Source organism: Pseudomonas sp. LAMO17WK12:I5, assembly GCF_900215165.1.
Classification (GTDB): Bacteria; Pseudomonadota; Gammaproteobacteria; order Pseudomonadales; family Pseudomonadaceae; genus Aquipseudomonas; species Aquipseudomonas putida_A.
Genome location: NZ_OBDS01000017.1, coordinates 32,742 through 56,382, shown reverse-complemented (window position 1 = coordinate 56,382; position 23,641 = coordinate 32,742). Strand labels below are relative to the sequence as shown.

General features: G+C 59.6%; 21 protein-coding genes and 1 pseudogene. 13 read left to right on the top strand and 9 right to left on the bottom strand.

What is annotated here, in order from left to right; genetic code table 11:
• The first annotated feature begins 42 nt into the window (after nt 1-42).
• Nucleotides 43-1,002 (top strand): MerR family transcriptional regulator, encoded by a 960-nt coding sequence (locus tag CRO59_RS26500; protein WP_027610871.1) that lies wholly within the window; start codon nt 43-45, stop codon nt 1,000-1,002.
• 3 nt (nt 1,003-1,005) lie between these two features.
• On the opposite strand, the gene CRO59_RS26495 is transcribed toward CRO59_RS26500, so the two are convergent.
• Both CRO59_RS26495 and CRO59_RS26490 read right to left on the bottom strand, forming a co-directional pair.
• On the bottom strand, nt 1,006-1,611 hold the full coding sequence (locus tag CRO59_RS26495; protein WP_027610872.1) for a hypothetical protein: 606 nt from the start codon (nt 1,609-1,611) through the stop codon (nt 1,006-1,008).
• Nucleotides 1,612-1,666: 55 nt separating this feature from the next.
• Nucleotides 1,667-2,143, bottom strand: coding sequence for a PAS domain-containing protein (locus tag CRO59_RS26490; protein ID WP_027610873.1), 477 nt, complete (start codon nt 2,141-2,143; stop codon nt 1,667-1,669).
• 152 nt (nt 2,144-2,295) lie between these two features.
• Between CRO59_RS26490 and CRO59_RS26485 the strand changes: the two genes are divergently transcribed.
• Entirely contained in the window at nt 2,296-2,751 is a 456-nt protein-coding gene (locus CRO59_RS26485) for a flavodoxin (RefSeq protein WP_097090403.1), read from the top strand.
• Here the strand turns inward: CRO59_RS26485 and CRO59_RS26480 are convergent.
• Complete coding sequence (locus CRO59_RS26480; RefSeq protein ID WP_097090404.1) at nt 2,741-3,628, bottom strand: LysR family transcriptional regulator; 888 nt, start codon at nt 3,626-3,628, stop codon at nt 2,741-2,743. The genes CRO59_RS26485 and CRO59_RS26480 overlap by 11 nt on opposite strands.
• Nucleotides 3,629-3,722: 94 nt before the next feature.
• On the opposite strand from CRO59_RS26480, the gene CRO59_RS26475 reads away from it, so the two are divergent.
• From CRO59_RS26475 to CRO59_RS26450, 6 genes are all read left to right on the top strand, one after another.
• Complete coding sequence (locus tag CRO59_RS26475; RefSeq protein WP_027610876.1) at nt 3,723-4,109, top strand: CidA/LrgA family protein; 387 nt, start codon at nt 3,723-3,725, stop codon at nt 4,107-4,109.
• Nucleotides 4,099-4,785, top strand: coding sequence for an LrgB family protein (locus tag CRO59_RS26470; protein ID WP_097090405.1), 687 nt, complete (start codon nt 4,099-4,101; stop codon nt 4,783-4,785). Before CRO59_RS26475 ends, CRO59_RS26470 begins: the two co-directional genes overlap by 11 nt.
• Before the next feature lie 131 nt (nt 4,786-4,916).
• Nucleotides 4,917-5,699 carry a class II aldolase/adducin family protein gene (locus tag CRO59_RS26465; protein WP_097090406.1) on the top strand — a complete coding sequence of 261 codons (783 nt, stop codon included), beginning with the start codon at nt 4,917-4,919 and terminating at the stop codon, nt 5,697-5,699.
• On the top strand, nt 5,699-6,601 hold the full coding sequence (locus tag CRO59_RS26460) for an alpha/beta fold hydrolase (RefSeq protein WP_097090407.1): 903 nt from the start codon (nt 5,699-5,701) through the stop codon (nt 6,599-6,601). Before CRO59_RS26465 ends, CRO59_RS26460 begins: the two co-directional genes overlap by 1 nt.
• Before the next feature lie 201 nt (nt 6,602-6,802).
• Complete coding sequence (locus CRO59_RS26455) at nt 6,803-7,714, top strand: SDR family oxidoreductase (RefSeq protein ID WP_007968066.1); 912 nt, start codon at nt 6,803-6,805, stop codon at nt 7,712-7,714.
• 601 nt (nt 7,715-8,315) lie between these two features.
• Nucleotides 8,316-11,798: a dermonecrotic toxin domain-containing protein gene (locus CRO59_RS26450; RefSeq protein WP_097090408.1), complete on the top strand. Its 3,483-nt coding sequence runs from the start codon at nt 8,316-8,318 to the stop codon at nt 11,796-11,798.
• A 31-nt stretch (nt 11,799-11,829) separates the two neighbouring features.
• Here CRO59_RS26450 and CRO59_RS26445 read toward each other — a convergent pair whose 3' ends face one another.
• Nucleotides 11,830-12,615: an IclR family transcriptional regulator gene (locus CRO59_RS26445; RefSeq protein ID WP_097090409.1), complete on the bottom strand. Its 786-nt coding sequence runs from the start codon at nt 12,613-12,615 to the stop codon at nt 11,830-11,832.
• Between the two features lie 165 nt (nt 12,616-12,780).
• Here CRO59_RS26445 and hmgA point away from each other — a divergent pair, with 165 nt between their 5' ends.
• The 4 genes from hmgA to CRO59_RS26425 all read left to right on the top strand — a co-directional run bounded on the left by hmgA (nt 12,781) and on the right by CRO59_RS26425 (nt 17,572).
• Nucleotides 12,781-14,085, top strand: a complete 1,305-nt coding sequence (hmgA, locus tag CRO59_RS26440; RefSeq protein WP_097090410.1) for a homogentisate 1,2-dioxygenase — start codon at nt 12,781-12,783, stop codon at nt 14,083-14,085.
• Between the two features lie 3 nt (nt 14,086-14,088).
• Nucleotides 14,089-15,393: a fumarylacetoacetase gene (gene fahA, locus CRO59_RS26435; RefSeq protein ID WP_097090411.1), complete on the top strand. Its 1,305-nt coding sequence runs from the start codon at nt 14,089-14,091 to the stop codon at nt 15,391-15,393.
• 12 nt (nt 15,394-15,405) lie between these two features.
• Nucleotides 15,406-16,041, top strand: a complete 636-nt coding sequence (maiA, locus tag CRO59_RS26430; protein WP_097090412.1) for a maleylacetoacetate isomerase — start codon at nt 15,406-15,408, stop codon at nt 16,039-16,041.
• A gap of 160 nt (nt 16,042-16,201) precedes the next feature.
• Entirely contained in the window at nt 16,202-17,572 is a 1,371-nt protein-coding gene (locus CRO59_RS26425) for an aromatic acid/H+ symport family MFS transporter (protein ID WP_097090413.1), read from the top strand.
• Between the two features lie 185 nt (nt 17,573-17,757).
• Here the strand turns inward: CRO59_RS26425 and CRO59_RS26420 are convergent, their stop codons facing one another.
• Entirely contained in the window at nt 17,758-18,561 is an 804-nt protein-coding gene (locus tag CRO59_RS26420) for a SirB1 family protein (RefSeq protein WP_097090414.1), read from the bottom strand.
• Between the two features lie 172 nt (nt 18,562-18,733).
• Between CRO59_RS26420 and CRO59_RS26415 the strand changes: the two genes are divergently transcribed.
• Nucleotides 18,734-19,753 (top strand): Glu/Leu/Phe/Val dehydrogenase dimerization domain-containing protein, encoded by a 1,020-nt coding sequence (locus tag CRO59_RS26415; RefSeq protein ID WP_047597781.1) that lies wholly within the window; start codon nt 18,734-18,736, stop codon nt 19,751-19,753.
• A gap of 181 nt (nt 19,754-19,934) precedes the next feature.
• Here the strand turns inward: CRO59_RS26415 and CRO59_RS26410 are convergent.
• The 4 genes and pseudogenes from CRO59_RS26410 to CRO59_RS26395 all read right to left on the bottom strand — a co-directional run.
• Nucleotides 19,935-20,189 (bottom strand): annotated as a pseudogene (locus CRO59_RS26410) (YebG family protein); the annotation flags it as partial.
• A gap of 186 nt (nt 20,190-20,375) precedes the next feature.
• Nucleotides 20,376-21,146 carry an SDR family NAD(P)-dependent oxidoreductase gene (locus CRO59_RS26405; protein ID WP_027610888.1) on the bottom strand — a complete coding sequence of 257 codons (771 nt, stop codon included), beginning with the start codon at nt 21,144-21,146 and terminating at the stop codon, nt 20,376-20,378.
• 13 nt (nt 21,147-21,159) lie between these two features.
• Nucleotides 21,160-22,308: an NADH:flavin oxidoreductase gene (locus tag CRO59_RS26400; RefSeq protein WP_097090416.1), complete on the bottom strand. Its 1,149-nt coding sequence runs from the start codon at nt 22,306-22,308 to the stop codon at nt 21,160-21,162.
• A complete protein-coding gene (locus CRO59_RS26395; RefSeq protein WP_097090417.1) occupies nt 22,305-23,549 on the bottom strand; it encodes an AfsA-related hotdog domain-containing protein in 1,245 nt (414 codons plus the stop codon). The genes CRO59_RS26400 and CRO59_RS26395 overlap by 4 nt, the downstream gene beginning before the upstream one ends.
• Nucleotides 23,550-23,641: the final 92 nt, after the last annotated feature.

Below are 23,641 nucleotides of genomic sequence, written 5' to 3'. Positions count from 1 at the left end.
GTAGAATGGGATCCAAATTCAACGAGCGGACAAACCTGCACCATGGCTGTTATCACGGACGCTAACCCTGCCTCGCAGGCCTCTGTCGCACTTGAGCGCGAAGAGTTGTTCCCTATTCGGGAGGTGTCGCGGCTGACCGGCGTCAACCCGGTAACGCTGCGTGCATGGGAGCGCCGCTACGGTTTGATCCAGCCGACGCGCACCGAAAGCGGGCACCGGTTGTATTCGATGACCGAAATCGAGCGCGTGCGCAGCATTGTCGACTGGATTGATCGCGGCGTTGCCGTGAGCAAGGTCGGCAAGATCCTGGCGAGGACCGAGCCGCTGAAAGCCTTGGCCCATATCATCCCCGATGATCTGGTCCAGGCCGATTACGCGCAATGGCAGCAGCAGGTGCAATTGGCCGTCAGTTCGTTCGACGACCGCGCGCTGGATCAGGTTTACAACCAGATCTTCTCGTCCTACTCGCTGCCGGTGGTGTTTCCGAACATTCTCATGCCTTTGTGGCTGCAGATGTTGCAGCGCCAGGATGCCTTCGGGCAGACCAGCGAGTGGCTGTTTTTCGACGGGTTCCTGCGGGCGCGGGTGTTGCAGCGGATCGTCGCGCTGCGCGGCACCCAGCCGCGCAAAGTGATTGTCAGTGCGCTCGCCGGTCAGTGTCGTGAACTCGAGCTACTGGTTGCCGCGTTGTTTCTCAGTGGCAATGATGCGGGCGTGCGGGTGCTGACCACCGGTCAGCCATTCGATGAGTTGGCGCTGGTGTGCGAGCGGATCAAGCCGCAGGCGCTGGTGCTGTTTTCCAACCATGCCCCCACCGCGGATTTGCCGCGCCGTCTGAATCGACTGGCCTTGAGTCTCGACTGTCAGGTAATGCTCGCCGGCGACGCTGCCGATCTGGCACAGGACAGTCTGGCCGGATCGTCGATCGGTTGTCTGGGCAATGAAGGAGCGACGATGCGTCAGCGCATGACGCAATTTCTCGCAGGTACGCTGGATACCTGAATATCAGGTGTGCAGGGCGGGGTGGGTCAGACGGTGTTGTTGCAGGATGAACTGGCGCAGCCGTTCGGTTTCATCGGCGTCGGTCTGGCTCAGCTCGTAGGCGTAGAAGCCGTGCTCGGTTTCGCGCTCGAAGTTGCCGCGCAGGGAAATCCGCTCGTAACCTGAAGGGCTGAACCACAGCGCGAAATGCTTGGGCGGTTTGGTCTTGTTGCGCATTTCCAGCAGCACGCCTTTGTGCGACACCTCGTGCACCCACATCATGCCCGGTTGCCCTTTGGCATTTTCCAGCGCGACCGGCTCTTCGAGAGTCAGGCGCCATGGGCGAATCATCGGCCCGTCTTCGTAAATGCTCGGCACGCCCAGGCGCAGGTGCAACGCGTGGAATTCGTCTTCCACCAGGTGCAGCGGAAAGGTCATTTGCTGATTTTCGAAATTGGCCTGAATGGTCACTTGCTCGTGAGCCGCCAGGCGTGTGAGCAGGTCACGGATCTGCGAACCTCCATTGACCAACAGGCTCGACGTCGCATCCCGCACATTGAGCTGCGGGTTGTGCTGCATGGTCTGGATGAAATCCAGCTCATCCTGGGTCAGGAGTGCGTCGCGTTGCATGGCCTGGCTCGAAAGAAATAGTTACAAAGTCATTGGTGATTGTAGTTACTGACACTTAGTTCGCAGTTTTGTTTGCGCCGTTCGTCGCTTTCAGGGCGGCGAGTTCGGCTTGCAAGGCGGCAACTTGTGCTTCCAGTTGTGCAACGCGTTGCTGCGCCTTGACCTGAACCGTGACATCTTTCTGCACACCGACGAAATAAGTCTGGCCGTCATCAGCGTTTTTCACCGTCGAAAGCGACAGTTCGTTCCAGAACGGGGTGCCATCCTTGCGATAGTTGCGCAGGATTTCCCGGCACGCCCCGCCGTTGTGCAAGGTGTCGCGAATCAGCGACAGACCGGCTTGATCGCGGTCTCCTGACTGCAGAAAGCGGCAGTCCTGATAAAGTATCTCTTCACTGCTGTAACCGGTCAGGCGTTCGAAGGCCGGGTTCACGTAAATCAGGATGTTGTCCTGCTCGCCTTCCTTTTCGGCCACCACGATTCCATCGTTCGACGCGTTGATCACCATTTGCAGCAGACTGGCGTTGATCATCAATGAATCCTTTCAGTGTCGATAATGGCTGGCATTCTAGAAGTTCCAACGCCGCTGTCTACTGGCTATCACGGCGAATCGGGGCTGGATCGCGGCTTTTGCGTCGGACTGCTACTATCGCCGCTCTTTTTTTCAGCTTCAGGATCAGATTGATGAAAGTCGCCATCCTCTCCGGCTCGGTTTACGGCACGGCCGAAGAAGTCGCCCGTCACGCGCAGAACCTGCTGAAAGACGCCGGTTTTGAAACCTTCTACAACCCGCGCGCCAGCCTGGCGGATATCCAGGCGTTCGCACCTGAAGCGTTTCTCGCGGTGACGTCTACCACCGGCATGGGCGAATTGCCGGATAACCTGCAGCCGTTGTATTCGGCGATTCGCGACCAGTTGCCAGCCGCGTGGCGCGGTTTGCCGGGCGCGGTGATCGGTTTGGGCGATGCCAGTTACGGCGATACGTTCTGTGGCGGCGGCGAACTGATGCGTGAGTTGTTCGCCGAACTGGGCGTGCGCGAAGTGCAGGAGATGCTGCATCTGGACGCCAGCGAAAGCGTGACCCCGGAAACCGACGCCGAGCCATGGCTGGCGCAATTGATCGCCACGCTCAAGGGCTGATCCCGCGCTCACGCAGCAGAGCCAGCCAGGCCTGCGCGGCTTTCGACAGATAGGCGCCCCGGCGCCAGATGAAGGCGATGTCCCAGCGCAAATAATCTGGCGCGCGCAAGGTCAGGCGCACCACGCCCGGACGCTCCAGTGCCCGGGCCACCACGCTGGGCAGCAGCACCACGCCTTGCCCGGCGGCCACCAGTGCCACGAGAAAATCCGCCTGCCCGCTGCGCCCGCCTTCTTTCGGGGTAAAGCCCAGTTGCTGGCAGGCCTGCAGTAAACGGTCATTAAGCACGAAGCTGCGCTGATACAACAGGAACGGCGTGTCGGCCAATTCCTCAAGGCCAATCTCGCCGCGCCCCGCTAACGGATGATCCACCGGCAATAACGCATCGAGTTTCTCATCGCAGAACGGCTGGAAATCGAACTGCGGATCTTTCGGCAGCAGGCTCCCGCCTAACTCCAGTTCGCCGCTGAGCACCGCTTGCTCGACATTGCGGCTGCCGCCTTCAAGCAATTGAATGCTGATGTTCGGATAGCGCCGGCGATACTCGGCGAACAACCCGGCGAACAGCGCATCACTACCCAACAGCGGCAGACCGAGGCGCAATTCGCCGCGTGCCAGTTGGCTCAGATCATCCAGTTCGCTGAGCAATTCATTGCGCAGGCGCAACATGCCCTCGGCGCGCTGCAGCACCACGCTGCCCGCGGCGGTCAGGCGCAATTGCGAGCCGAGTCGTTCGAGCAAGGGCGTGCCGAGGCTCTGCTCCAGTTGCGCGACTTGCTTGCTCACCGCCGACTGGCTGATGTGCAGGGTTTTCGCCGCTTGGGTGAAGCCGCCCTGGTGCATGACTTCGACAAAACTGCGCAGCTGTTTGAATTCCATCTTCCGATTCCATTGTGGAATAGGACTGAGTCTAACAATTCGCTTCTGGGATGATAGGCCGCTTCGTAAAATAAGCCCCTGTAAGGAGCCCATCATGAACGCCGCATCCCTCAAATACCTGTCCCGTCTATTCGCAGAACTGGCCGTGTTGCTCGGTCTCTACCTGCTCGGCTGCCAGATCGCCGCGTGGCTGGCCTGGCCGATTCCCGGCGGCGTGATCGGCATGGCCCTGTTGCTGCTGGCGTTTGCGTTTGGTTGGGTCAAACCGGCGGCGCTGCAACTGGGTGCCGGATTGCTGATGGCCGAGATGCTGCTGTTCTTTATTCCGGCGCTGATGAGTCTGCTCGACTACGGCGCGCTGTTGCGCGATGACGGCTGGCGGATTTTGCTGGTGATCGGCGCCAGCACCCTGATGGTGATGCTGGTGACAGCCTTCACCGTGGAGCTGGCCGTGCGCCTGAGGCGGTCCCATGAAGCTTGAATGGATGCCGATGTTCTGGCTCGCCTTTACCCTGTTGGCGTACCTGTTCAGTCGCTGGATTTATCGGCGCACCGGGCGTTACTTGCTGTCGCCACTGATTCTGGTGCCGGCACTGCTGCTGGCGCTCGCCGTGCCGCTGCACACCGCCTATGCCGAATACGCCAGCAACACCCATTGGTTGATGCTGGTGCTCGGGCCGGTGACGGTCGCCTTCGCCGTGCCGATCTGGCAGCAGCGGCGTCTGCTGGTGCGGCACTGGTCAGCGCTGTTGCTGGGCATGCTTGCCGGCAGCGCGGCTTCGATCGCTACGTCGTTCGGTCTGGCCAGAGCGCTGGCGCTGGATAGCTCGGTGACGATGTCGCTGGTGCCGCGTTCGATCACCACGCCATTCGCCATGCCGCTGGCGCAGGATCTCGGTGGCGTGCCGGAACTGACTGCCGTGTTCGTGATGTTTACCGGCGTGTTCGGCGCGATGCTCGGCGGCGTATTGCTCAAGTGGCTGCCGTTGCGCAGTGCCCTGGCGCGCGGTGCGTTGTTCGGGGTTGGCGCGCACGGCGCAGGCGTCAGTCGGGCGCATGAAGTGGGTGGTGAGGAAGGCTCGGTTGCGGGGCTGGTGATGGTGCTGACCGGGCTGCTCAATCTGTTCGCCGCACCTTTGTTGGCGTCGTTGCTTTGACATGGATCCAAGGTGTTTGCCTGGCTGACCCGCTCAGTCATCAAGCTGGCTGGCAATGCAACTACGCGATCCTCTGCGCCTGACTAGACTGCTCGTACGTGCAGAACAATAAGAACGCAGAGGTGCATACAGTGAGCGTAGCCCCCGTCCAATTGTCCCTTGATGTCAAAGACCAGGTCAGTGCCGCGGAATGGCAGACCCGGGTCGATCTCGCCGCCTGTTATCGGCTGGTAGCGTTGCATGGCTGGGACGACCTGATCTTCACCCATATTTCCGCCAAGGTGCCGGGCACCGAAGACTTCCTGATCAACCCGTTCGGGTTGATGTTCCATGAGATCACCGCGTCGAGCCTGGTCAAAGTCGATCAGGCCGGCAACAAGCTCATGGACAGTCCCTACGAAATCAATCCCGCCGGTTACACCATCCACAGCGCCGTGCACGAAGTGCGGCACGATGTGGTTTGCGTGCTGCACACCCACACCGCCTCCGGTGTAGCCGTTTCCGCGCAAAGACAGGGTGTGTTGCCGATCAGCCAGCAGTCGCTGTTCGTGCTGTCGAGCCTGGCCTATCACGCCTATGAAGGTGTGGCGCTGAATCACGAAGAGAAGGCGCGCTTGCAGGCGGACCTTGGCGAGAACAATTTCCTGATGCTGCACAACCACGGTCTGTTGACCTGTGGCGGCACCATCGCCGACACTTTTCTGATGATGTTCACCTTCCAGCGCGCCTGCGATATTCAGGTCATGGCGCAGACCGGCGCTGCTGAACTGATCGCCATCGAACCGCAGATCCTGGCGGGCGCCAAAGCGATGATCGCCGGCGTCACCAAAAGTGCTCAAGGCATGGGTGGCGCGCTGGCCTGGCCGGCGTTGCTGCGCAAACTCGATAAACAAGACCCCGGATATAAACTCTGATGCCTCTTGCCGAGATTCCTCTGTGTGTCTGGCGCAAACGCAGCCGGACGTTTGTCTTTCGCGGCCAGTCGATCCGTTACTGGACGGCGGGGCAGGGTGAGCCGCTGCTGCTGATCCACGGTTTCCCGACGGCCAGTTGGGACTGGCACTACCTGTGGCAGCCTCTGGCCCAGCGCTACCGGGTGATCGCCTGTGACATGCTCGGTTTTGGGGATTCGGCCAAACCATTGCATCACCGCTACAGCCTGCTGGAACAGGCCGACTTGCAACAGGCGCTGCTGGCGCATCTTCAGGTCGAGCAAGCGGTGCATGTGCTGGCCCACGATTACGGCGACAGCGTTGCCCAGGAATTGCTCGCCCGGCATTACGAAAACCGGATCGAGATCGCCAGTTGCGTCTTTCTCAATGGCGGGCTGTTCCCCGAAACCCATCGCCCGGTGCTGATGCAAAAGCTGCTGCTCAGCCCGCTGGGCTGGATGATCGGGCGGGCGTTCAGCCGTGATGCGCTGGTGAAAAGCTTCCGACAGATTTTCGGCCCGCAGACCGGCCCCAGTGAAAGTGAACTGGATGATTTCTGGAGCCTGATCGAAACCCATCGTGGCCCACGCATCCTGCACAAACTGATCGGCTACATCCCTGAGCGGCGGGTGCAACGTGATCGCTGGGTGACGGCGATGCAACGCGGCGAGGTGTCGCTGCGAGTTATTGACGGTGAGGTCGACCCGATCTCCGGTGCGCACATGGTCGAGCGTTACCGCGAGCTGATTGCCGACGCCGATACGGTGCTGTTGCCGGGCATTGGCCACTATCCGCAGATCGAAGCGCCGGTGCAGGTGCTCAAGCATTACCTGGCGTTTCGTGAGCGCCTGGAGTTGCCGCCGCGCAAGGTCGCATGCTCCTGAAAGATCAAAAGATCGCAGCCTGCGGCAGCTCCTATACCGATCTTCTGTAGGAGCTGCCGCAGGCTGCGATCTTTTGATCTTTTGACGCCCTCATCATCCCTCACCCTTATCGCGCACCATTCAGCCTCAGCCGTATTCGTTGTGACCCAAAGCCCTGTGCCTGACACTCGGACTCAATACTGGCCTGCTGGAGTTCCTGCGATGAATGAGTCCGTACGTTTCGAAGATAAAGTCGTGATCGTCACCGGCGCCGGTGGTGGCCTGGGGCGAGCGCACGCTTTGCTGTTCGCCCGGCACGGTGCCAAAGTGCTGGTCAACGACCTCGGCGGCTCGACCCAGGGCGAAGGGGCCAACGCCTCCGCCGCCGACCGTGTGGTGGCGGAAATTCGCGAAGCCGGCGGCATCGCCGAGGCCAACCATGACTCGGTCACCGACGGCGACAAACTGGTGCAAAACGCCCTCGACGCCTTTGGCCGTGTCGACGTGGTGGTGAACAACGCCGGGATTCTGCGCGACAAGACCTTTCACAAGATGGACGACGCCGACTGGGATCTGGTTTACCGCGTCCACGTCGAAGGCGCCTACAAAGTGACCCGCGCCGCGTGGCCGCACTTGCGCGAGCAAAACTACGGAAGGGTGATCTTCACCGCTTCGACCTCGGGCATCTACGGCAACTTCGGCCAGTCCAACTACGGCATGGCCAAACTCGGCCTCTACGGCCTGACCCGTACCCTGGCCATCGAAGGTCGCAAGAACAATATTCTGGTCAATGCCATCGCGCCTACCGGCGGCACGCGCATGACCGAAGGCCTGATCCCGCCGCAAGTGTTCGAACAGCTCAAACCGGAGCTGGTCAGCCCGCTGGTGGTGTACCTGGCCAGTGAGCAGTGCCAGGAAACGTCCGGCCTGTTTGAAGTCGGTGGCGGCTGGATGGGCAAGGTGCGCTGGGAACGCAGCCTCGGTGCTGGCTTCGATCCCCGCAGCGGTTTCTCGCCGGAAGATGTCGCGGCGCACTGGCAGCAGATCTGCGACTTCGAAGGCGCGGCGCATCCGAAGGACAACATTGAAGCGCTGAAGGAAATGATGGCGAATTTGCAGAAGTATTCGCTGTAACGTTGCCACGCCCCGCAAATACCGATCCCGCCGGTAAAGCCTTCGCCCATAAAAAAGGCCGCTGCAAACGCAGCGGCCAAGGTAAGACGTTGGATCAAGGAGCTACAAATCAACGTCAGTGAACACCGGGGCGATCAATCGAAGCATCGACTCATCTGAAATCGGTCAGCGCTGGCGCGAGTTGCTCAGCAGCCAAGGCTTGGTGCTTTGCGGCGTCTGCCTGAAAGCCCGCTCAGAATAAGCATTTGAACCCGAAGGAAAAATAGCGATTCCGGACATGCACTGTTACGGGGCGTGCAACAGTCTTGATCGCGCCACAGGATCCTGCACGGACTGCGCAAAGTGTTCGCGCCCGGAAATATATCGCTTCGCTGTCTATTCTGGATGGTTGAGTTAGTTACTTTGTATGAGGCTTTTGTGCGGATTATTTGTTTGTGAATTTGTCATTTTTTACAGGTAGTTTTTTTGTTTCGGTTAATACCTTGTAATCTATATTTGTTGAAATGAACTGGCGCTTCTTGTTTGTTAAAAATAAAACTATCTTTCGCTATCGCAGTGATGCGGGGTTGCGTTCACTGAACTTGAAAGATAGGACTTGAATATGGATAAGTTATACAAAAGCTTGATGCGAGGTTCTGAAGGTGCAGAAGTAACCTGGAGGGCTGAGTGGGTAAAGTCCGCTGCCGCGCAGAATGATTTGTTCGCTATTGTTGAGGCGATCCCGACAGTTCGGCAGATTGCTCGGCAGGCATTGCAGCAAGAATTGCAGCAGCGGCAGAAGAATATCGATATCGATAATGTTTTTATAAATATTACCGATCAGTCCAGTGAGATTGAACGTCGTCCTTCGGGGAAACTCTCTGAGGTATTGCTTCATTGTCTTGATAATAATGTGCTGCCGAGCTATCTGGCTGGCGGCGGGGACGGTGTCTTTCACCTGCCCGATACCGTTGGCGAAGAGATGAGAGTCAAAGGCTTCAGTATTATCGAGGCTGAGGAGGCTATTACTTATACGCTGCGAAACATGGAGAGCAGCCTGCGTTCGGAGATAGGCAAGTATTGGGCGGCACCCGTAAAAGTCGCAACAACTGAAAATACCGGACTGACAAATAAACAGGCGTTGCAGCAGGCTTATAACGTTGTGCTGACAGCGGAGCTTTCTTTAAAAGCCATGGCGGGATTTCTGGATCACGGCATGGCGACGCGCTATTGCTATTTGTTGAATCTGGAAAACGGCGCCGGCGCTTATAACGTTGTGGTGAGTCCTGAATCCGACTCTCGCACTTCGCTTGTCCCGGGGGTTGTCCTCGATAATGCGATGCGGGCGGATCCGCAAATGAAACTGATCGATGAATCCACCGGCTATGTCATTCACACGCCTGGCAACGGCTTTGAATACTTCGCCAGGAATATCGACGTGCACGCAACGCTGCTGGCGCGTGTATCGGCGTCCGTTAGCAAAATCGCTTTCCCTAAAGCCACGCAAAGTGTGTCTGCTTATTGTGTGGACGCTTACTTGAAGGGACAACTTGAGACGCTTGCAAGTCTGATGCGCGATCGCAATCGCCAGACTCGAGCGTTCAGCCGGGTATTGCAGGACAATCAGATGTTGTCGGTGATGCGTGCTGATATCGGTCATCGATTCGATCAAGTGCAGGCAGAACTCAAGCGGACCGAATGGCCACTCTGGCTGAAGAACGGTGGTAACGCTCTTCAGCAGCGTTACGTCGAGCTTGAACACTCGATGGAGAAATATCACTCTGACTACCGGGTGGTTTTCGACAGGTGTTTCTCGTTTAAAGATTATGTCTTGCGTTGTTTTTCCGAGTGGGCGATGAGCGCGTTGGGTGAGCAACTGGAAGCCGAGACGATAAAGGTGCGCAGCGTCCACAAGATGCAACTGGGCGGCCGCACCCTCGAGCAGGTCGACAGTCGGACCCTGACGGAATTCATCATCTTCGGTCTGCATGACGAGGGGTATAAAGCCGAAATCAGCCTCACCGGGCTGCCGTCCGGCAGCAGGCTGTCCGCTGCTGCACTTGAGCAATGGTTGAACAACATCAACTTGCGCTCGCAGTTCGTATCCAGTCTTCCAACTGATCCATCGCCGGAGTTTGCACAGGCGTATCGCGACCACTTGCACAGCAACATCGAGTTCGCGCTTTTCGTTGCGCGCCATTCGGGCGTCTTCAGTGAAACCGAAGCGAAGGTCATTGAAAGGGCGTTGGCAGGTGACCTTTCGGTGTCTATCCGCGGATTGAAACTGAGCCTGCAGATTCCAGGGCCCGCCTTGAAAGGTGTGATGGTTTTTCGGGCACCGGAGACTCGGAACTATCTTGTTTATCTGATAACACCTGCAGGCAAATCCGTTTTCATGGCGTTTGCGGATGTACTCGCTCTGAACAAATGGTTTGAATCGGCCATGACCGCTGATCGTGAATACGCGGCGTCATTGATTCATCCGGACTATTTGCACGATGCCGGATCCTTGCGCGGTATCAGCCGTCACTCCACCCATTATCTGTACAAGCTGGATACTCAATACTCGGATCTTTTCCCCAATGGCACAGCGCCGTTGCTCAATGACGTCAATCTCGCTTTTCAGTCTGAGCTGGCGTTACACAAGACCATTGCGCCTGCGCCTTACCGCTATCTCGGAATTGAGCCGCGCAAACGTTACGCTCGATTGAATACCGAACTGAAAGCGCTCTCCACCGTAGAGGCAAGGGACAATGCGTTCCCTTCTTTCGAACGCTTTACCCACGATGCGGTAAAGCAGAACCTTGAAAGTCTGTTGCGTTCGCGAGGACGAAATGTCGAGATCAATCCCGATCAGATTATTGTCCAGACTGACGATTTTCAGAAAAGCGTAACGGATCTGCTCATCGAAGGGCTATCGTTTGAAGCTGCCAATCCGGCTTATCCGAGCAAGTATGACCCGAGGTATTTTTTGACGGACGGCCATCCGGCGATCGATCAACTGGATATTCGCGATCTGTCCTCGTTATCGAAAACATTCCGTCCTGGTGACAGGTATACGGAAATGCTCAATACCGACTATCTGGACGGGAAGCATCCTGGCTATGCATTCAAGCGCGCCGTTCACGCAAAAAAAATTCGCTGTCAGATGCATTACGATCTGCTCTCCAACTACATCGATGGCAGGTTTGGGTCTGACATTTTTTTAGCGCTACAACGGGTTGTCGGGAATTTGAAAGAGGATGTCTATCACTACCCGATCAATGATTCGTCCGCAGAAGGTGATGAAGGTCTTTACGAATTCAATATCGGGAAAACAGGCTTGACCAAGTCGAGGGATCGTACGGTTGCGGGTGTCTACATCCTGCGGATGAACGTTCTCGGCCAGTTCCACGACTGGTTATATACGCCCGATGCGCCGGATGGCGTTGCCTATCGACCCATCAACGATTTCATTCCATCCATTCGTTTCCAATATGGACCGATGCGCGATTACTACTTTGACCGGGTTGCAATCGTCGATCAAAAAGTAATCAATGACTATTTTGACGATCTTGCCGCAAGCGGGAAACCCCTGCCTCCGGTCAAGACGCAAGAACGTGCCAAGTTGAACAACCTCTTCACGTTCCATGATCGGAGAGTGCGTCGCGCATTGAGCGATATCGACGAGCGAACCACCAGTTTGAAGGAGGTTATCGCGGGACTGGTTTACGATGGCCTGATCAAAGTGGTGAATGTCATCAGTCTCGCCGTGCCGCCTATTGGCTCCGTGGCCGTTGCGGTGCAGATGATGAAAAGTGTCTACGACGGAGCACAGGCGCAACGGCGCGGTGACTACTCGGCGGCACTGGGGTACGGAGCGGACGCGTTGATCGGACTATTTACGCTTGGCCAGGCGGCCACAGCCGGTGCGAGCGCAGAGGTGATCAAGCAGGTGACCAACGTTCAACGATCGTTTCTCGGTCTGGTCGATGATGCACGGTCGGCGGCGCAATTCGTCGCCGAGGCGGCGGGTCATAAAGCGGCAGATCAACAGTTGATCGATTTCTTCACTGAATTGATGAAGGATCGGGTAACCGGCATCAGCCAGACCATCGTGCGCTGATCCCCGGGCTGGCGCCTGGAGATCGCCTGACTCAACCGGCTTGCTCATACCCCATTCGCCAGCTCACGGCCCGCGACGCCGCCAGTAACCGCTGCGCCGCCGGGCCGTCTTCATCAGCGTGGAACAGTGAAGTCGGGCCGACGATGGTCAGCACCGCGGCGATCTGCCCGACTGCGTTGAACACCGGGGCTGACAACGCGTCCACACCTGGCATCAACAAGCCGTGCACATGATGCAGACCGCGTTCACGGATCTGCTCGCACAAACCGCTGTAGGCATTTTGATCGGCCAGTGGATGGCCGGCGACGGCGATTTCCTGCGCGCGCAACTCATCGGTTTCCCGATGCGGCAGAAAGGCACTGAACACCAGCCCGGTGGACGAGCTGAGTAACGGCAACACCGAACCCAGTTGCGTCACCACCGTCACCGCGCGCACCGCCGGTTCGATGTGCACCACGGTCGCGCCCTGATTGCCCCACACCGCCAGAAAACAGGTTTCGTTCAGTTCATCGCGCAACTCGGACAGGGGCAGGGCGGCGACTTTCAACACGTCCATACTGTTCAGGGCCGCCAGGCCCACGCGCAACGCTTCACGGCCGAGTCCGTAATGGTTGGTGGCAGCGTTCTGCTCGGCGAAACCACTGGCGATCAGTGCCTGGAGATAGCGGTGCACCTTGCTCGCCGGCATCTGCACATGTTCGGCCAATCGCGATAGTGAGGTAGAGGGCGACAACTCGGCCAACGCCTTGAGGATGTCGGTGCCGACCTCGGCGGAGCGGACTTTCTGTTTGCCGTTGCTGTCGCTGGTTTTTTCCATGGTGCGGCCGGGATCCGAAAACGAATGGGCGTCTTTATAGCTTGACGCTGGATAGCGAGCAAATTACGTTATGCGTAATCGAATTACGATAATAACAACCCCGGCGTGCGCAAAGCTCTGAGCCAGAGCGATGGGCCACTGCCGACTCCCTGTTCAGGAGGCTCCATGAACCTCGATTCAAACGCGTCGGAGCTGACGTACCAGTCCGGTTTCGGCAACGAATTCAGCAGTGAAGCGTTGCCCGGCGCCTTGCCCATCGGCCAGAACTCCCCGCAAAAAGCCCCGTACGGCCTCTATACCGAATTGCTCTCCGGCACTGCGTTTACCATGACCCGCAGTGAAGCCCGGCGTACCTGGATGTACCGGATTCAGCCGTCGGCCAATCACCCGGCGTTCGTCAAACTGGAGCGGCAACTGGCCGGCGGCCCGTTGGGTGAAGTGACGCCCAATCGCCTGCGCTGGAATCCTCTGGATATCCCGGGCGAGCCGACTGATTTCATCGACGGTCTGGTCGGCATGGTGGCCAATTCGGCGGCGGAAAAACCAGCCGGCATCAGCATCTATAACTACACCGCCAACCGTTCGATGGAGCGGGTGTTTTACAACGCCGACGGCGAACTGCTGCTGGTGCCGCAACTGGGGCGGCTGCGAATTGCCACTGAACTCGGCGTGCTCGAAGTCGCGCCGCTGGAAATTGCTGTGCTGCCGCGTGGCCTGAAATTCCGCGTCGAGCTGCTTGATCCGCAGGCGCGCGGTTACGTTGCCGAGAACCACGGCGCGCCGCTGCGTCTGCCGGACCTGGGGCCAATCGGCAGCAACGGCCTGGCCAATCCACGGGATTTCCTCGCGCCGGTCGCGTGTTACGAAAACCTGCAGCAGCCGACGACGCTGGTGCAGAAATTCCTCGGCCAGTTGTGGGGCACCGAGCTCGATCATTCGCCGCTGAACGTGGTCGCCTGGCACGGCAACAACGTGCCGTACAAATATGATCTGCGCCGTTTCAACACCATCGGCACCGTGAGCTTCGATCACCCGGATCCGTCGATCTTCACCGTGCTGACCTCGCCGACCAGCGTGCACGGTCTGGCCAACCTCGACTTCGTGATCTTCCCGCCACGCTGGATGGTCGCCGAGAACACCTTCCGTCCGCCGTGGTTCCATCGCAACCTGATGAACGAATTCATGGGCCTGATCCACGGCGAATACGACGCCAAGGCTGAAGGCTTCGTGCCCGGCGGTGCCTCGCTGCACAGCTGCATGAGCGCCCACGGCCCGGATGGCGAAACCTGCACCAAAGCGATCAACGCGGAACTCAAACCGGCGAAGATCGACAACACCATGGCCTTCATGTTCGAGACCAGTCAGGTGCTGCGTCCAAGCCGCTTCGCCCTCGACTGCCCGCAACTGCAATCCACTTACGACGCCTGCTGGGCCACGCTGCCCGCCACGTTCGACCCGACCCGGAGATAACCCATGACTCAGACTTCCATCACCCGCAGCTGGGTTGCTTCGGCCAATGGCCACGCGGATTTCCCGCTGCAGAACCTGCCGCTGGGCGTGTTCAGCACTGGCGGCTCGGCGCCGCGCGCGGGCGTGGCGATCGGTGAACATATTTTCGATCTGCAGGTGGCGCTTGAAGCCGGCCTGTTCGACGGCCCGGCACGCAGCGCGGTCGAAGCCATGCACGGCGGTCTGCTGAACGCCTTCTTCGACCTCGGTCGCGAAGCCCGCGTAGCCTTGCGCAGCCGCTTGCTGGAATTGTTCAGCGAGGGCAGCAGCCATCGCGGCGCCATCGAAGCCCAAGGCGCAAAACTGTTGCCACTGGCTGCCGATTGCCAGATGCATTTGCCGGCGCGCATCAGCGATTACACCGACTTCTACGTCGGCATCGAGCACGCGCAGAACGTCGGCAAACTGTTCCGCCCGGACAACCCGCTGCTGCCCAACTACAAGCACGTGCCGATCGGCTATCACGGTCGCGCCTCCACCGTGCGCGCTTCTGGTACCGACGTGCGCCGCCCGAAAGGCCAGACCCTGCCGGCCGGTGCGAGCGAGCCGACCTTCGGCCCGTGCGCACGACTGGACTACGAGCTGGAACTGGGCATCTGGATCGGTCAGGGCAACGACATGGGCGAGCCGATTGCCATTGGTGACGCCGCCGAACACATCGCCGGTTTCTGCCTGCTCAACGACTGGTCGGCCCGCGATATCCAGGCCTGGGAATACCAGCCGCTGGGCCCGTTCCTCTCCAAGAGTTTTATCACCAGTGTTTCGCCATGGGTGGTGACCGCCGAAGCGCTGGAGCCATTCCGCATGGCGCAACCTGCGCGCCCGGAAGGTGATCCGCAGCCGCTGCCATACCTGTTCGACAAACGTGATCAAGATGGCGGCGCCTTCGAAATCGAACTGGAAGTGCTGCTGCTCACCGAAGCCATGCGCGAACAGAATCTGCCGGCCCATCGCCTGACCCTGAGCAACACTCGCTACATGTACTGGACCGTCGCACAAATGGTCGCGCACCACAGCGTCAACGGTTGCCAGTTGCAGGCCGGTGACCTGTTCGGTTCGGGGACTTTGTCCGGTCCGGAAAACGGTCAGTTCGGCAGCCTGCTGGAAATCACCGAGGGCGGTAAAAAGCCGATCGAACTGGCGTCCGGCGAAGTGCGCAAATTCCTCGAAGACGGCGACGAAATCATTCTGCGTGCGCGCTGCGCCCGTGACGGTTTTGCCTCGATCGGCTTCGGCGAATGCCGCGGCAAAGTGCTGGCGGCGCGCTGACAGGAGCGGATCATGGATCTCTACACCTATTACCGCTCGACCTCGTCGTATCGGGTGCGTATCGCGTTGGCGCTGAAAGGGCTCGACTACACCGCGTTGCCGGTCAACCTGATTGCGCCGTCGGGAGGCGAGCATCGCCAGCCGGCGTATCTGGCGATCAATCCGCAGGGCCGGGTGCCGGCCTTGCGCACCGATGACGGCGAGCTGCTGATTCAGTCGCCGGCGATCATCGAGTACCTGGAAGAGCGTTATCCACAGTTGCCATTGCTACCCGAAGACCTCGCCGCCCGTGCTCATGTGCGCGGTGTGGCGGCGGTGATCGGCTGCGATGTGCATCCGCTGCATAACGTCAGCGTGCTCAATCGCCTGCGCCAGTTGGGCCACGAAGAGCCGCAGGTGGTGGAGTGGATCGCGCACTGGATCAGTCAGGGGCTGGCGACCGTCGAGCAATTGATCGGTGACAGCGGTTTCTGTTTCGGTGAGTGGCCGTGTGTGGCGGATGTTTATCTGATTCCGCAGTTGTATGCGGCCGAGCGCTTCGGTGTTTCGCTGGAGGCTTATCCGCGGATTTGTCGGGTGGCGGCGTTGGCGGCTGAGCATCCGGCGTTCATCAAGGCGCATCCGGCCAATCAGCCGGATACCCCTTAAAGCTTCACCTTGCCCCAATGTGGGAGCGGGCTTGCTCGCGAAAGCGGAGTGTCAGGTACCGGGATGCTGACTGATACACCGCTTTCGCGAGCAAGCCCCTCCCACAGGGGAGATTCGGCGCCCGCCAAAAAAATCATAAAAACAAAACAGGTACCTTGCGATGCATAACCAGATTGCCAGCTTTCGCGCGGCACTCGACGCCCGTCCTGTGTCCCGCTATCAGTGGTTATTGCTGATCCTGCTCGCCTTGCTGCTGGTCACCGACGGCTATGACGCCCAGGTGCTCGGTTACGTGGTGCCGGCTCTGGCTCAGGACTGGGGGCTGGAGAAAGCCGCATTCGGGCCGGTTTTCAGTGCCAACCTGTTGGGCCTGACCCTTGGTTCGCTCGCGGTGACGCCGCTGGCCGATCGCTTCGGCGTACGGCGGATCCTGCTCGCCTGCGTGTTGATCTACGCCAGCCTGACGGTGTTGATGGTGTTCGCCGATTCTCTGAACACCTTGATGATCGCGCGCTTCATCTGCGGCATCGGCATGGGCGGGGCGATGCCCAGTGCCATGGCCTTGATGTCGGAATATTCACCGCCTCGTCTGCGCACCTTGATGGTGACGCTGGCCGCTTGTGGGTTTTCGTTTGGCGGTGCGGCGGGTGGTTTTGTTGCTGCGGGCTTCATCGACCGCTTTGGCTGGCAAGCGGTGTTCCTTGCCGGTGGTGTCACGCCGTTGCTGCTGTTCCCGTTCCTGTGGTGGATGCTGCCGGAGTCGCTGCCACGTCTGCTGCGCGATGCACCGCCCTATGCGCGCCTGCGCAAAGTCACCGCGCGAATGCTGCCGGACTGGCAACCGCCGGCCGCGTCCGTCGAACAGAACAAGCGCGAGCAGGGCAGCAAATTGACCGTGGTCGAGCTGTTCCGCAACGGTTATGCGCGCCCGACCCTGCTGATCTGGGCGACGTTTTTTGTCAGCCTGATTCTGTTGTATTTCATGATCAGCTGGCTGCCGACGCTGTTGCTGGAAAGCGGTCTGAAACTCAATGAAGCCAACCTGGTGACCTCGATGTTCCTGTTCGCCGGCACCTTGGGCGCAGTATGCATGGCGTGGTTCGCCGACCGTTTGAAACGCAAGGTGCGGCTGCTCTGCGCAGTGATGGCCGGGGCGGCGCTGTGCACGATTCTGCTGGGTTTGAACCACGATAATCCACGTTATCTGGTGGCCTGCGTGTTTGCCGCCGGGTTCTGCATCATCGGTGGGCAACTGACGCTGAACGCCTTCGCCAGCAACTTCTACCCAGCGCATGTGCGGGCCACGGGCACGGGCTGGGCGTTGGGGGTAGGGCGCTTCGGTTCGATCCTCGGGCCGCTGTTCGGCAGCATGCTGCTGGCGATGCACATTCCGGTGACGCAGATTTTCTTCTTCTGCGCGATACCGGCGGTCATTGCGGCGCTGCTAATCATCCAGGTGCGCTCGCCTTCAGATATCCCGCAATCCAATGTGGGAGCGAGCTTGCTCGCGAAGAACGATAACGCAGTCTGACAGGAACAACGGTGGCGCCTGCTTCGCGGGCAAGCCACGCTCCCACAAGGGATCGTTGTGATGCAGAAGAATGGGGCCACGCTGAACCCTGTGGGAGCGGGCTTGCTCGCGAAGGCGATTCAGGCTTCGATGCATTCATCGCTGACACGACGCTTCGCGAGCAGGCTCACTCCTACAAAAAGCGTTTAGTGGACGACGGAATTGGGCGGCAGGTGGCCGAGGCGTTCAGTCAGGCGCAGGCGCTGGATCGGGTCGTCACTAAGCAGCAGCGCATGTTCCAGATCAAAGCGCTCGGCGTTCGGGCAATCGAGCCGTTGATACAGGCTGGCGCGGGCCAGATAGTCGGCCGCGCTGGCACCGCCCAGTTCCAGCACCCGCTCGGCATCGATCAGCGCGGCGATGTAATCCTCATGCGCCAGATGCAACTGACGCAGGTTGCGTGACAAGCGCTGGAGCATCTGCTGCGGGGTGGCGGTGGCCATATGATCGGCATTGAGTTTGAGGTGCGCGCCGTACTGACGCTGCAACAACTCGCGACAATCATTGGGATACAGCCGCCGACCACCGCAGGGATCCAGCAGGTGATCAGCACCGGGCACCCGCAGCAGGAAATGCCCCGGAAAGTTCACCCCGACCAGCGGAATCTCCAGACCACGCGCCAGTTCCAGAGCAATCAAGGACAGGGTCAGCGGCTGGCCGCGACGGGTCTGCAACACTTTGTGCAACAGCGCGACCTGCGGGCGCAGCGGCAGAAAGTCATCCTGAGAGAAGCCCAGATCATTCATCCGCCGCAGCAACGGTTGCGCCAGTTCGCTGACTGGCAGCATCGGCAAGCCGTAACTGACGCGCTGTTGCAGCTCCTTGAAGTCCTGTTGCAGCGCTTCGACATCCAGGCCTTTTTCGTGCTCGGCAGCCATCCACAGCGCCGCTTCGAACAGCGCGGGCGGTGAACGGTGCAGACACTCGAAAAAACGTTGGCGCGGGCTCATCGCAATCTCCGGGGAATGCCTCGTTTTAGCCCCGTCCGCGCCATTCGTCCAGTACCGGCCAGGTTATGCCGCAAAGTCGCCGTCGAAGCGGGCGCTTATTCCGGTGCGCTTCAGCAATTTTTGGGCGCAAGCCTATACTGGCGTCTACCAGAAGTGATTCGGGAGCCTGCCGATGTTCGCTCTCATGCAAAGCACTCGCCTGGAATCGCTGCACCTCAGCGTTGACCCGGTCACCGGGTTGAAGGCGGTCATTGCCATTCATAACAGTCGCCTCGGGCCTGCCCTGGGCGGTTGCCGTTATCTTGCCTATCCCAACGACGAATCCGCAGTCGAGGACGCCATTCGCCTGGCCCAGGGCATGAGCTACAAGGCGGCACTGGCCGGGCTCGATCAGGGCGGCGGGGTGGCGGTGATCGTGCGCCCGGCGCATGTGGAAAACCGCGCCGCGCTGTTCGAAGCGTTTGGCCGCTGCATCGAGCAGCTCGACGGTCGCTACATCACCGCCATCGACAGCGGCACTTCGGTAGCGGACATGGATTGCATTGCCCAGCAAACCCAGCATGTCACCAGCACCACCTCGGCCGGCGACCCGGCGCCGCATGCGGCGATGGGCGTGTTCACCGGGATTCGCGCTACCGCCATGGCGCGGCTGGGCAGCGACAATCTTGAAGGCTTGCGCGTGGCGATTCAGGGCTTGGGAAACGTTGGTTATGCACTGGCCGAGCAGTTGCACGCGGCAGGCGCCGAATTGCTGGTCAGCGACATCGACCACGGCAAGGTGCAACTGGCGATGGAACAGCTCAACGCGCATCCGATCGCCAACGACGCCTTGCTCAGTACACCCTGCGACATCCTTGCGCCGTGCGGCCTCGGCGGGGTGCTCAACAGTCACACGGTGACGCAACTGCGCTGCTCGGCGGTGGCCGGTTCGGCGAACAATCAACTGACGCATCTGGATGTGGCTGATCAGCTGGAGCGGCGCGGGATTCTTTATGCGCCGGATTATGTGATCAATGCGGGCGGGTTGATTTATGTCTCGCTCAAGCATCGCGGCGAAGAGCTGGGGACAATTACTGCGCACCTGTCGAAGATCAGTTCGCGGCTGACCGAGGTGTTTGCCCATGCGCAGGCCGAGAAGCGCTCACCGGCGCGGGTGGCGGATGAGTTGGCGGAGAAAGTCCTGTATCGCTGAAAAGCAAAAGATCGCAGCCTGCGGCAGCTCCTACATATGGAATGCGTATTCCCTGTAGGAGCTGCCGCAGGCTGCGATCTTTTCGATTCAAACGTGGTTACTTGGCAGCTTTCGCCGCTTTTGCCGGTTTGACCGGTGCCTCATCGGATTTTACCGACTCAACCTCTTCAGCCACTGGCTCGGCCGGTGCATTGATCAGCTCCGACAGCGCATCAGGCTGGCTCTTGAAGGCCTTGGCGAACACATCGCGGTTCTTCGCCATGTAGATTCCGACTTCTTCAACCTGCTGCTCGTTCAGCGACGGCACGGCTTTTTGCAACACTTCGGACAGCATCTCGGCCAGTTCGAGCATTTTGTCATGACGGTCAGCTTCGGCTTTATCCATGAACAAGCGCTCCAGATCTCGGCTGCTGCGGTATACCACTTCGACGGCCATTCACCACCTCACATGCCTTCACATTAGTTGTCTTAGCGACTACTGTATTTATATACAGCGAAAGGATAAGCGAATCCCTGCGCTTTGGGTAGTGGCTTTTCAATGTAGACCGGATTCGGCATTTTTCCTGATGCACGCGCCTCAAACAAAACGACCCGCACACGGCGGGTCGTTGGTTTATTTGATTCAGAACTTGCCGCTGGCGTAACCGCCATCGATGGGCATGATCACACCCGTGACGTAAGCAGATTGATCGCTGAGCAGCCAGAGCACCGCGTTGGCCACTTCGTCCGCCGTGCCGAAGCGCTTCATCGACGTCACGTTGATTTTGCGCTGGGTGTTTTCCGGTGCGGCTTTCAGGCGTGCCTCGCTGTTCATGCCGCCGAGGATCGGCCCGGGGGCGACCGCATTGACGCGAATGCAGCCGCCGTCTTCCAGCCGCGCATTCTCGATCGACGCCACCTGGGTCATGCCGTTGATCGCCTGCTTGCTGGCGACATAGGCGACCTGGCCGCCAATCGGTACCACGCCGGCGCAGGACGAGGTATTGACGATGGCCCCGGTGCCGCGGGTGAGCATCAGTTGCAGTTCATGGCGCATGCAGTGGTAGGTGCCGTTGACGTTGATGTTCATCACCTTCATCCAGTCGTCCGGGCACGATTGCGCGAGTGCTCCGTACTTGGCAGTCACGCCGGCATTGTTGAACGCGCAATCGAGGCGGCCGTAGGCCGAACGAATGGTCGCGAACGCCTGCTCGACCTGCTCCGGATCACCGACATCGCAGGCGATAAAGCGGCAGTGTTCACCCAGCCGATCGGCCAGCGCCGCGCCTTTTTCTTCGTCCCGGCCGAACACGATCACATCGGCGCCGGCCTTGATCAGGCGTTCGCTGACGGTTTCGCCAATGCCACTGGTGCCGCCGGTAACCAGACAGACTTTTCCCAGAAAATCGTACATATGTCGCATCTCCTTATGCCAACGCGGGGCGTAAATATTTCGGGTTTACGCAGCAATACACCCGATCCAGTCGCGGATTGCTTTTGTCACTGAAGCACTGGCTGTCCCATCGGCATTTGTGGATGTCGGCGGAGCGGCCCTGCAGGGTTTTGTTGATCAGGTCGTTGTCGGCAAACAGCGCACGCGACATCCCCACCCAATCGCATACGCCGTCGGCGAGCAACTGCTCGGCCTTGTCCAGACCGTCGATGAAACCGGCGTAACCCACCGGCACTGTCGACACCGACTTGATCGCTCGCACTCCGGCTTGCAGGTAGTGGTCCATGGTCTCCGAATGCACAATCAACTGGCCGAAAGTCGCGCCCATGCACATCGAACATTCCAGCGCGGCAACGCCGGCCTGACAGAGCGCCTGCACGGTTTCCTTGAGGTCCGGATATTGCAGCCCTTCAGCGCCCAGACGGTCGTCGATGCCCAGACGAATAGTGACGATCAGTTGGCCCTGGGTGCGCTCGCGGATGGCCTTGACCACGTCGAGCAACAGTCGCGCACGGTTCTCTTCGCTGCCGCCATATCGGTCAGTGCGCTTGTTGGTGTGCGGCGAAAGAAAACTGCTCAGCAGGTAGCCGTTGGACGCCTGCAACTGCACCAGACGTGCGCCGTTGGTCCAGGCCAGCCAGGCGGAATGGGCGAATTGCTCGATCACCTGAGCGATGTCGCTTTCGTCCATGATCCGCACGCGGTAATCCGGATCGAGTTTCGACACGCGCGGGCAGGGCACGCCACTCGGGGTCAGCACGGCAACGCCGGTGTGGGTGGTGGTGCCCTGACCGCCGTAATGCTGCAGTTGCACACCCACCGGCGTGTTGACCTGCTCGGCCATCGCGAACATCGCCTTGAGCGATTCGCCCTGCTGCTGTTCGAACAGGCCGAGCCCGGTGCTCTGTAAACGCGACTGCGGCGAGACCGTGGCGTTGCACAGAAACGCCATGGAGCAACCGCCCTCCATGATGCCCTGATAGAACTCGATCATGGCGGGCGTCACACACCCGCTGTGATCGGCCAGGTCCACGCCCATCGACGCGAAGAACAGCCGATTGCGCAACTCCAGCCCGCCGGCCAGCCGCAGCGGCTCCAGCACGTGGGGATAGCGCGGCATCATGCTTCCTTCCTTTGTTCGGGCATCGCCGAAGCCTGGTCGAAGGTCATCCACAACGGTTGGCCGAGGACGGGCGCCGGAACCGGGGCGGTTTCTTCGTGGGAGAAGTAAGCGAACTGTTTGAGCACTTCGCGCCACTTGAAGCGCAACGGCGAATCCAGCTCTGCCAGGTGCAGTTTGAGCGTGCCGGCCTTTGTCTCGTCGCTGGCGTGCAGCGATTGCAACGGCAGGCTGATCATCCCTTCGTTTTCCAGGTACAGGTAGACGTGTCCGCGCTCGGAAGCCTCGAGCGGGCTGTCGCATTGCACTTGCAGACCGGCCATCGACAGCAGCTCAAGGCGGGCGGACAGGTGACGACCAGAATCCAGGCGCACCAGCACTTCATGGCGGATGCCCTTGAGCGGACGGAACCAGCAGGCCGGGTCGATGTTGATGTTTCGCATGCGCTTGAACACCGGCATCTTGATCACTTCACCGTGCAGGCGAATGTCGGCCACCAGCTCGCCCCGCTGGAAGAATCGCGCACGCTTGTCGACCTTGCGCGCCCGCGGCTGGGCCATGCCTTCGTAGTCGCCAACCAGCACATCCACCTGAAACGAAGACTCGGTGTAACGGGGAAAACTCGACAGCAGATCAACGATGGAAATCGACACCTCACCGCGGGCATAACCGCTGTGCTCGTAGAACTGCGCGTACATGGCCTGGCGTGCCGCTTCGATCAGCATCAGGCCGGGCACGTGCTCGTGGTGCTTGCGGTAGAAAAAGTAATTGGCGGTGTCGTTGAACAGGGTGAAATAGAGCAGACCCTGCTGCGGGCAGCCGTCCAGGTTTTTCAGGACATCATGTACCTGCCGGCGCTGATCGAGGCTCAGGCCGTTGCCGCAACCGGGCAGTCGAGCCAGTTTGGCCTCGGTGCTTTCCAGCACCCAGATGCCGCTGAGGATCAGGTGGTCGGTGGCCTTTTCGTAATTCGTCAGCAGTTCCGGCAGACAGTCCGACAGGCCTGCCTGTTCGAGCTCTTCCAGGTCAATGATGGTTGGCAGCGAGCGCAGCACCAGACGTTCGCTGTCCAGCCGATAGGCCTGATTGACGATCTCCAGATCCATTGGATCAAGGTTCGCCCGTTGCACGATGGCGGCCGGCAGCCAGGCCGGCAGCAAGTGGTGAGCGTCGTAAATCAGCACATCGTCATCGTGGCCCTTGTGGACGATGTCTTTGGCAACTTTCCTGTGCATGTCGATCATGATCATCCCTCTGTGTTGAACGTTGGTTGTAAGGCAGTTGCTATCCATGGCGTGAAATCGACCCACACCGAAAGGTGCTGCTCGACGCGTGT

Bases quoted from the DNA above. Each gene is read 5' to 3' on its own strand.
- CRO59_RS26480 (WP_097090404.1), bottom strand. From the start codon at position 3,628: ATGGAATTCAAACAGCTGCGCAGTTTTGTCGAAGTCATGCACCAGGGC.
- CRO59_RS26420 (WP_097090414.1), bottom strand. From the start codon at position 18,561: ATGAGCCCGCGCCAACGTTTTTTCGAGTGTCTGCACCGTTCACCGCCC.
- CRO59_RS26445 (WP_097090409.1), bottom strand. From the start codon at position 12,615: ATGGAAAAAACCAGCGACAGCAACGGCAAACAGAAAGTCCGCTCCGCC.
- CRO59_RS26485 (WP_097090403.1), top strand. From the start codon at position 2,296: ATGAAAGTCGCCATCCTCTCCGGCTCGGTTTACGGCACGGCCGAAGAA.
- fahA (WP_097090411.1), top strand. From the start codon at position 14,089: ATGACTCAGACTTCCATCACCCGCAGCTGGGTTGCTTCGGCCAATGGC.
- hmgA (WP_097090410.1), top strand. From the start codon at position 12,781: ATGAACCTCGATTCAAACGCGTCGGAGCTGACGTACCAGTCCGGTTTC.
- CRO59_RS26460 (WP_097090407.1), top strand. From the start codon at position 5,699: ATGCCTCTTGCCGAGATTCCTCTGTGTGTCTGGCGCAAACGCAGCCGG.
- CRO59_RS26425 (WP_097090413.1), top strand. From the start codon at position 16,202: ATGCATAACCAGATTGCCAGCTTTCGCGCGGCACTCGACGCCCGTCCT.
- CRO59_RS26450 (WP_097090408.1), top strand. From the start codon at position 8,316: ATGGATAAGTTATACAAAAGCTTGATGCGAGGTTCTGAAGGTGCAGAA.
- CRO59_RS26405 (WP_027610888.1), bottom strand. From the start codon at position 21,146: ATGTACGATTTTCTGGGAAAAGTCTGTCTGGTTACCGGCGGCACCAGT.
- CRO59_RS26500 (WP_027610871.1), top strand. From the start codon at position 43: ATGGCTGTTATCACGGACGCTAACCCTGCCTCGCAGGCCTCTGTCGCA.
- CRO59_RS26395 (WP_097090417.1), bottom strand. From the start codon at position 23,549: ATGATCGACATGCACAGGAAAGTTGCCAAAGACATCGTCCACAAGGGC.
- CRO59_RS26475 (WP_027610876.1), top strand. From the start codon at position 3,723: ATGAACGCCGCATCCCTCAAATACCTGTCCCGTCTATTCGCAGAACTG.
- maiA (WP_097090412.1), top strand. From the start codon at position 15,406: ATGGATCTCTACACCTATTACCGCTCGACCTCGTCGTATCGGGTGCGT.
- CRO59_RS26455 (WP_007968066.1), top strand. From the start codon at position 6,803: ATGAATGAGTCCGTACGTTTCGAAGATAAAGTCGTGATCGTCACCGGC.
- CRO59_RS26400 (WP_097090416.1), bottom strand. From the start codon at position 22,308: ATGATGCCGCGCTATCCCCACGTGCTGGAGCCGCTGCGGCTGGCCGGC.
- CRO59_RS26415 (WP_047597781.1), top strand. From the start codon at position 18,734: ATGTTCGCTCTCATGCAAAGCACTCGCCTGGAATCGCTGCACCTCAGC.
- CRO59_RS26495 (WP_027610872.1), bottom strand. From the start codon at position 1,611: ATGCAACGCGACGCACTCCTGACCCAGGATGAGCTGGATTTCATCCAG.
- CRO59_RS26470 (WP_097090405.1), top strand. From the start codon at position 4,099: ATGAAGCTTGAATGGATGCCGATGTTCTGGCTCGCCTTTACCCTGTTG.
- CRO59_RS26490 (WP_027610873.1), bottom strand. From the start codon at position 2,143: ATGATCAACGCCAGTCTGCTGCAAATGGTGATCAACGCGTCGAACGAT.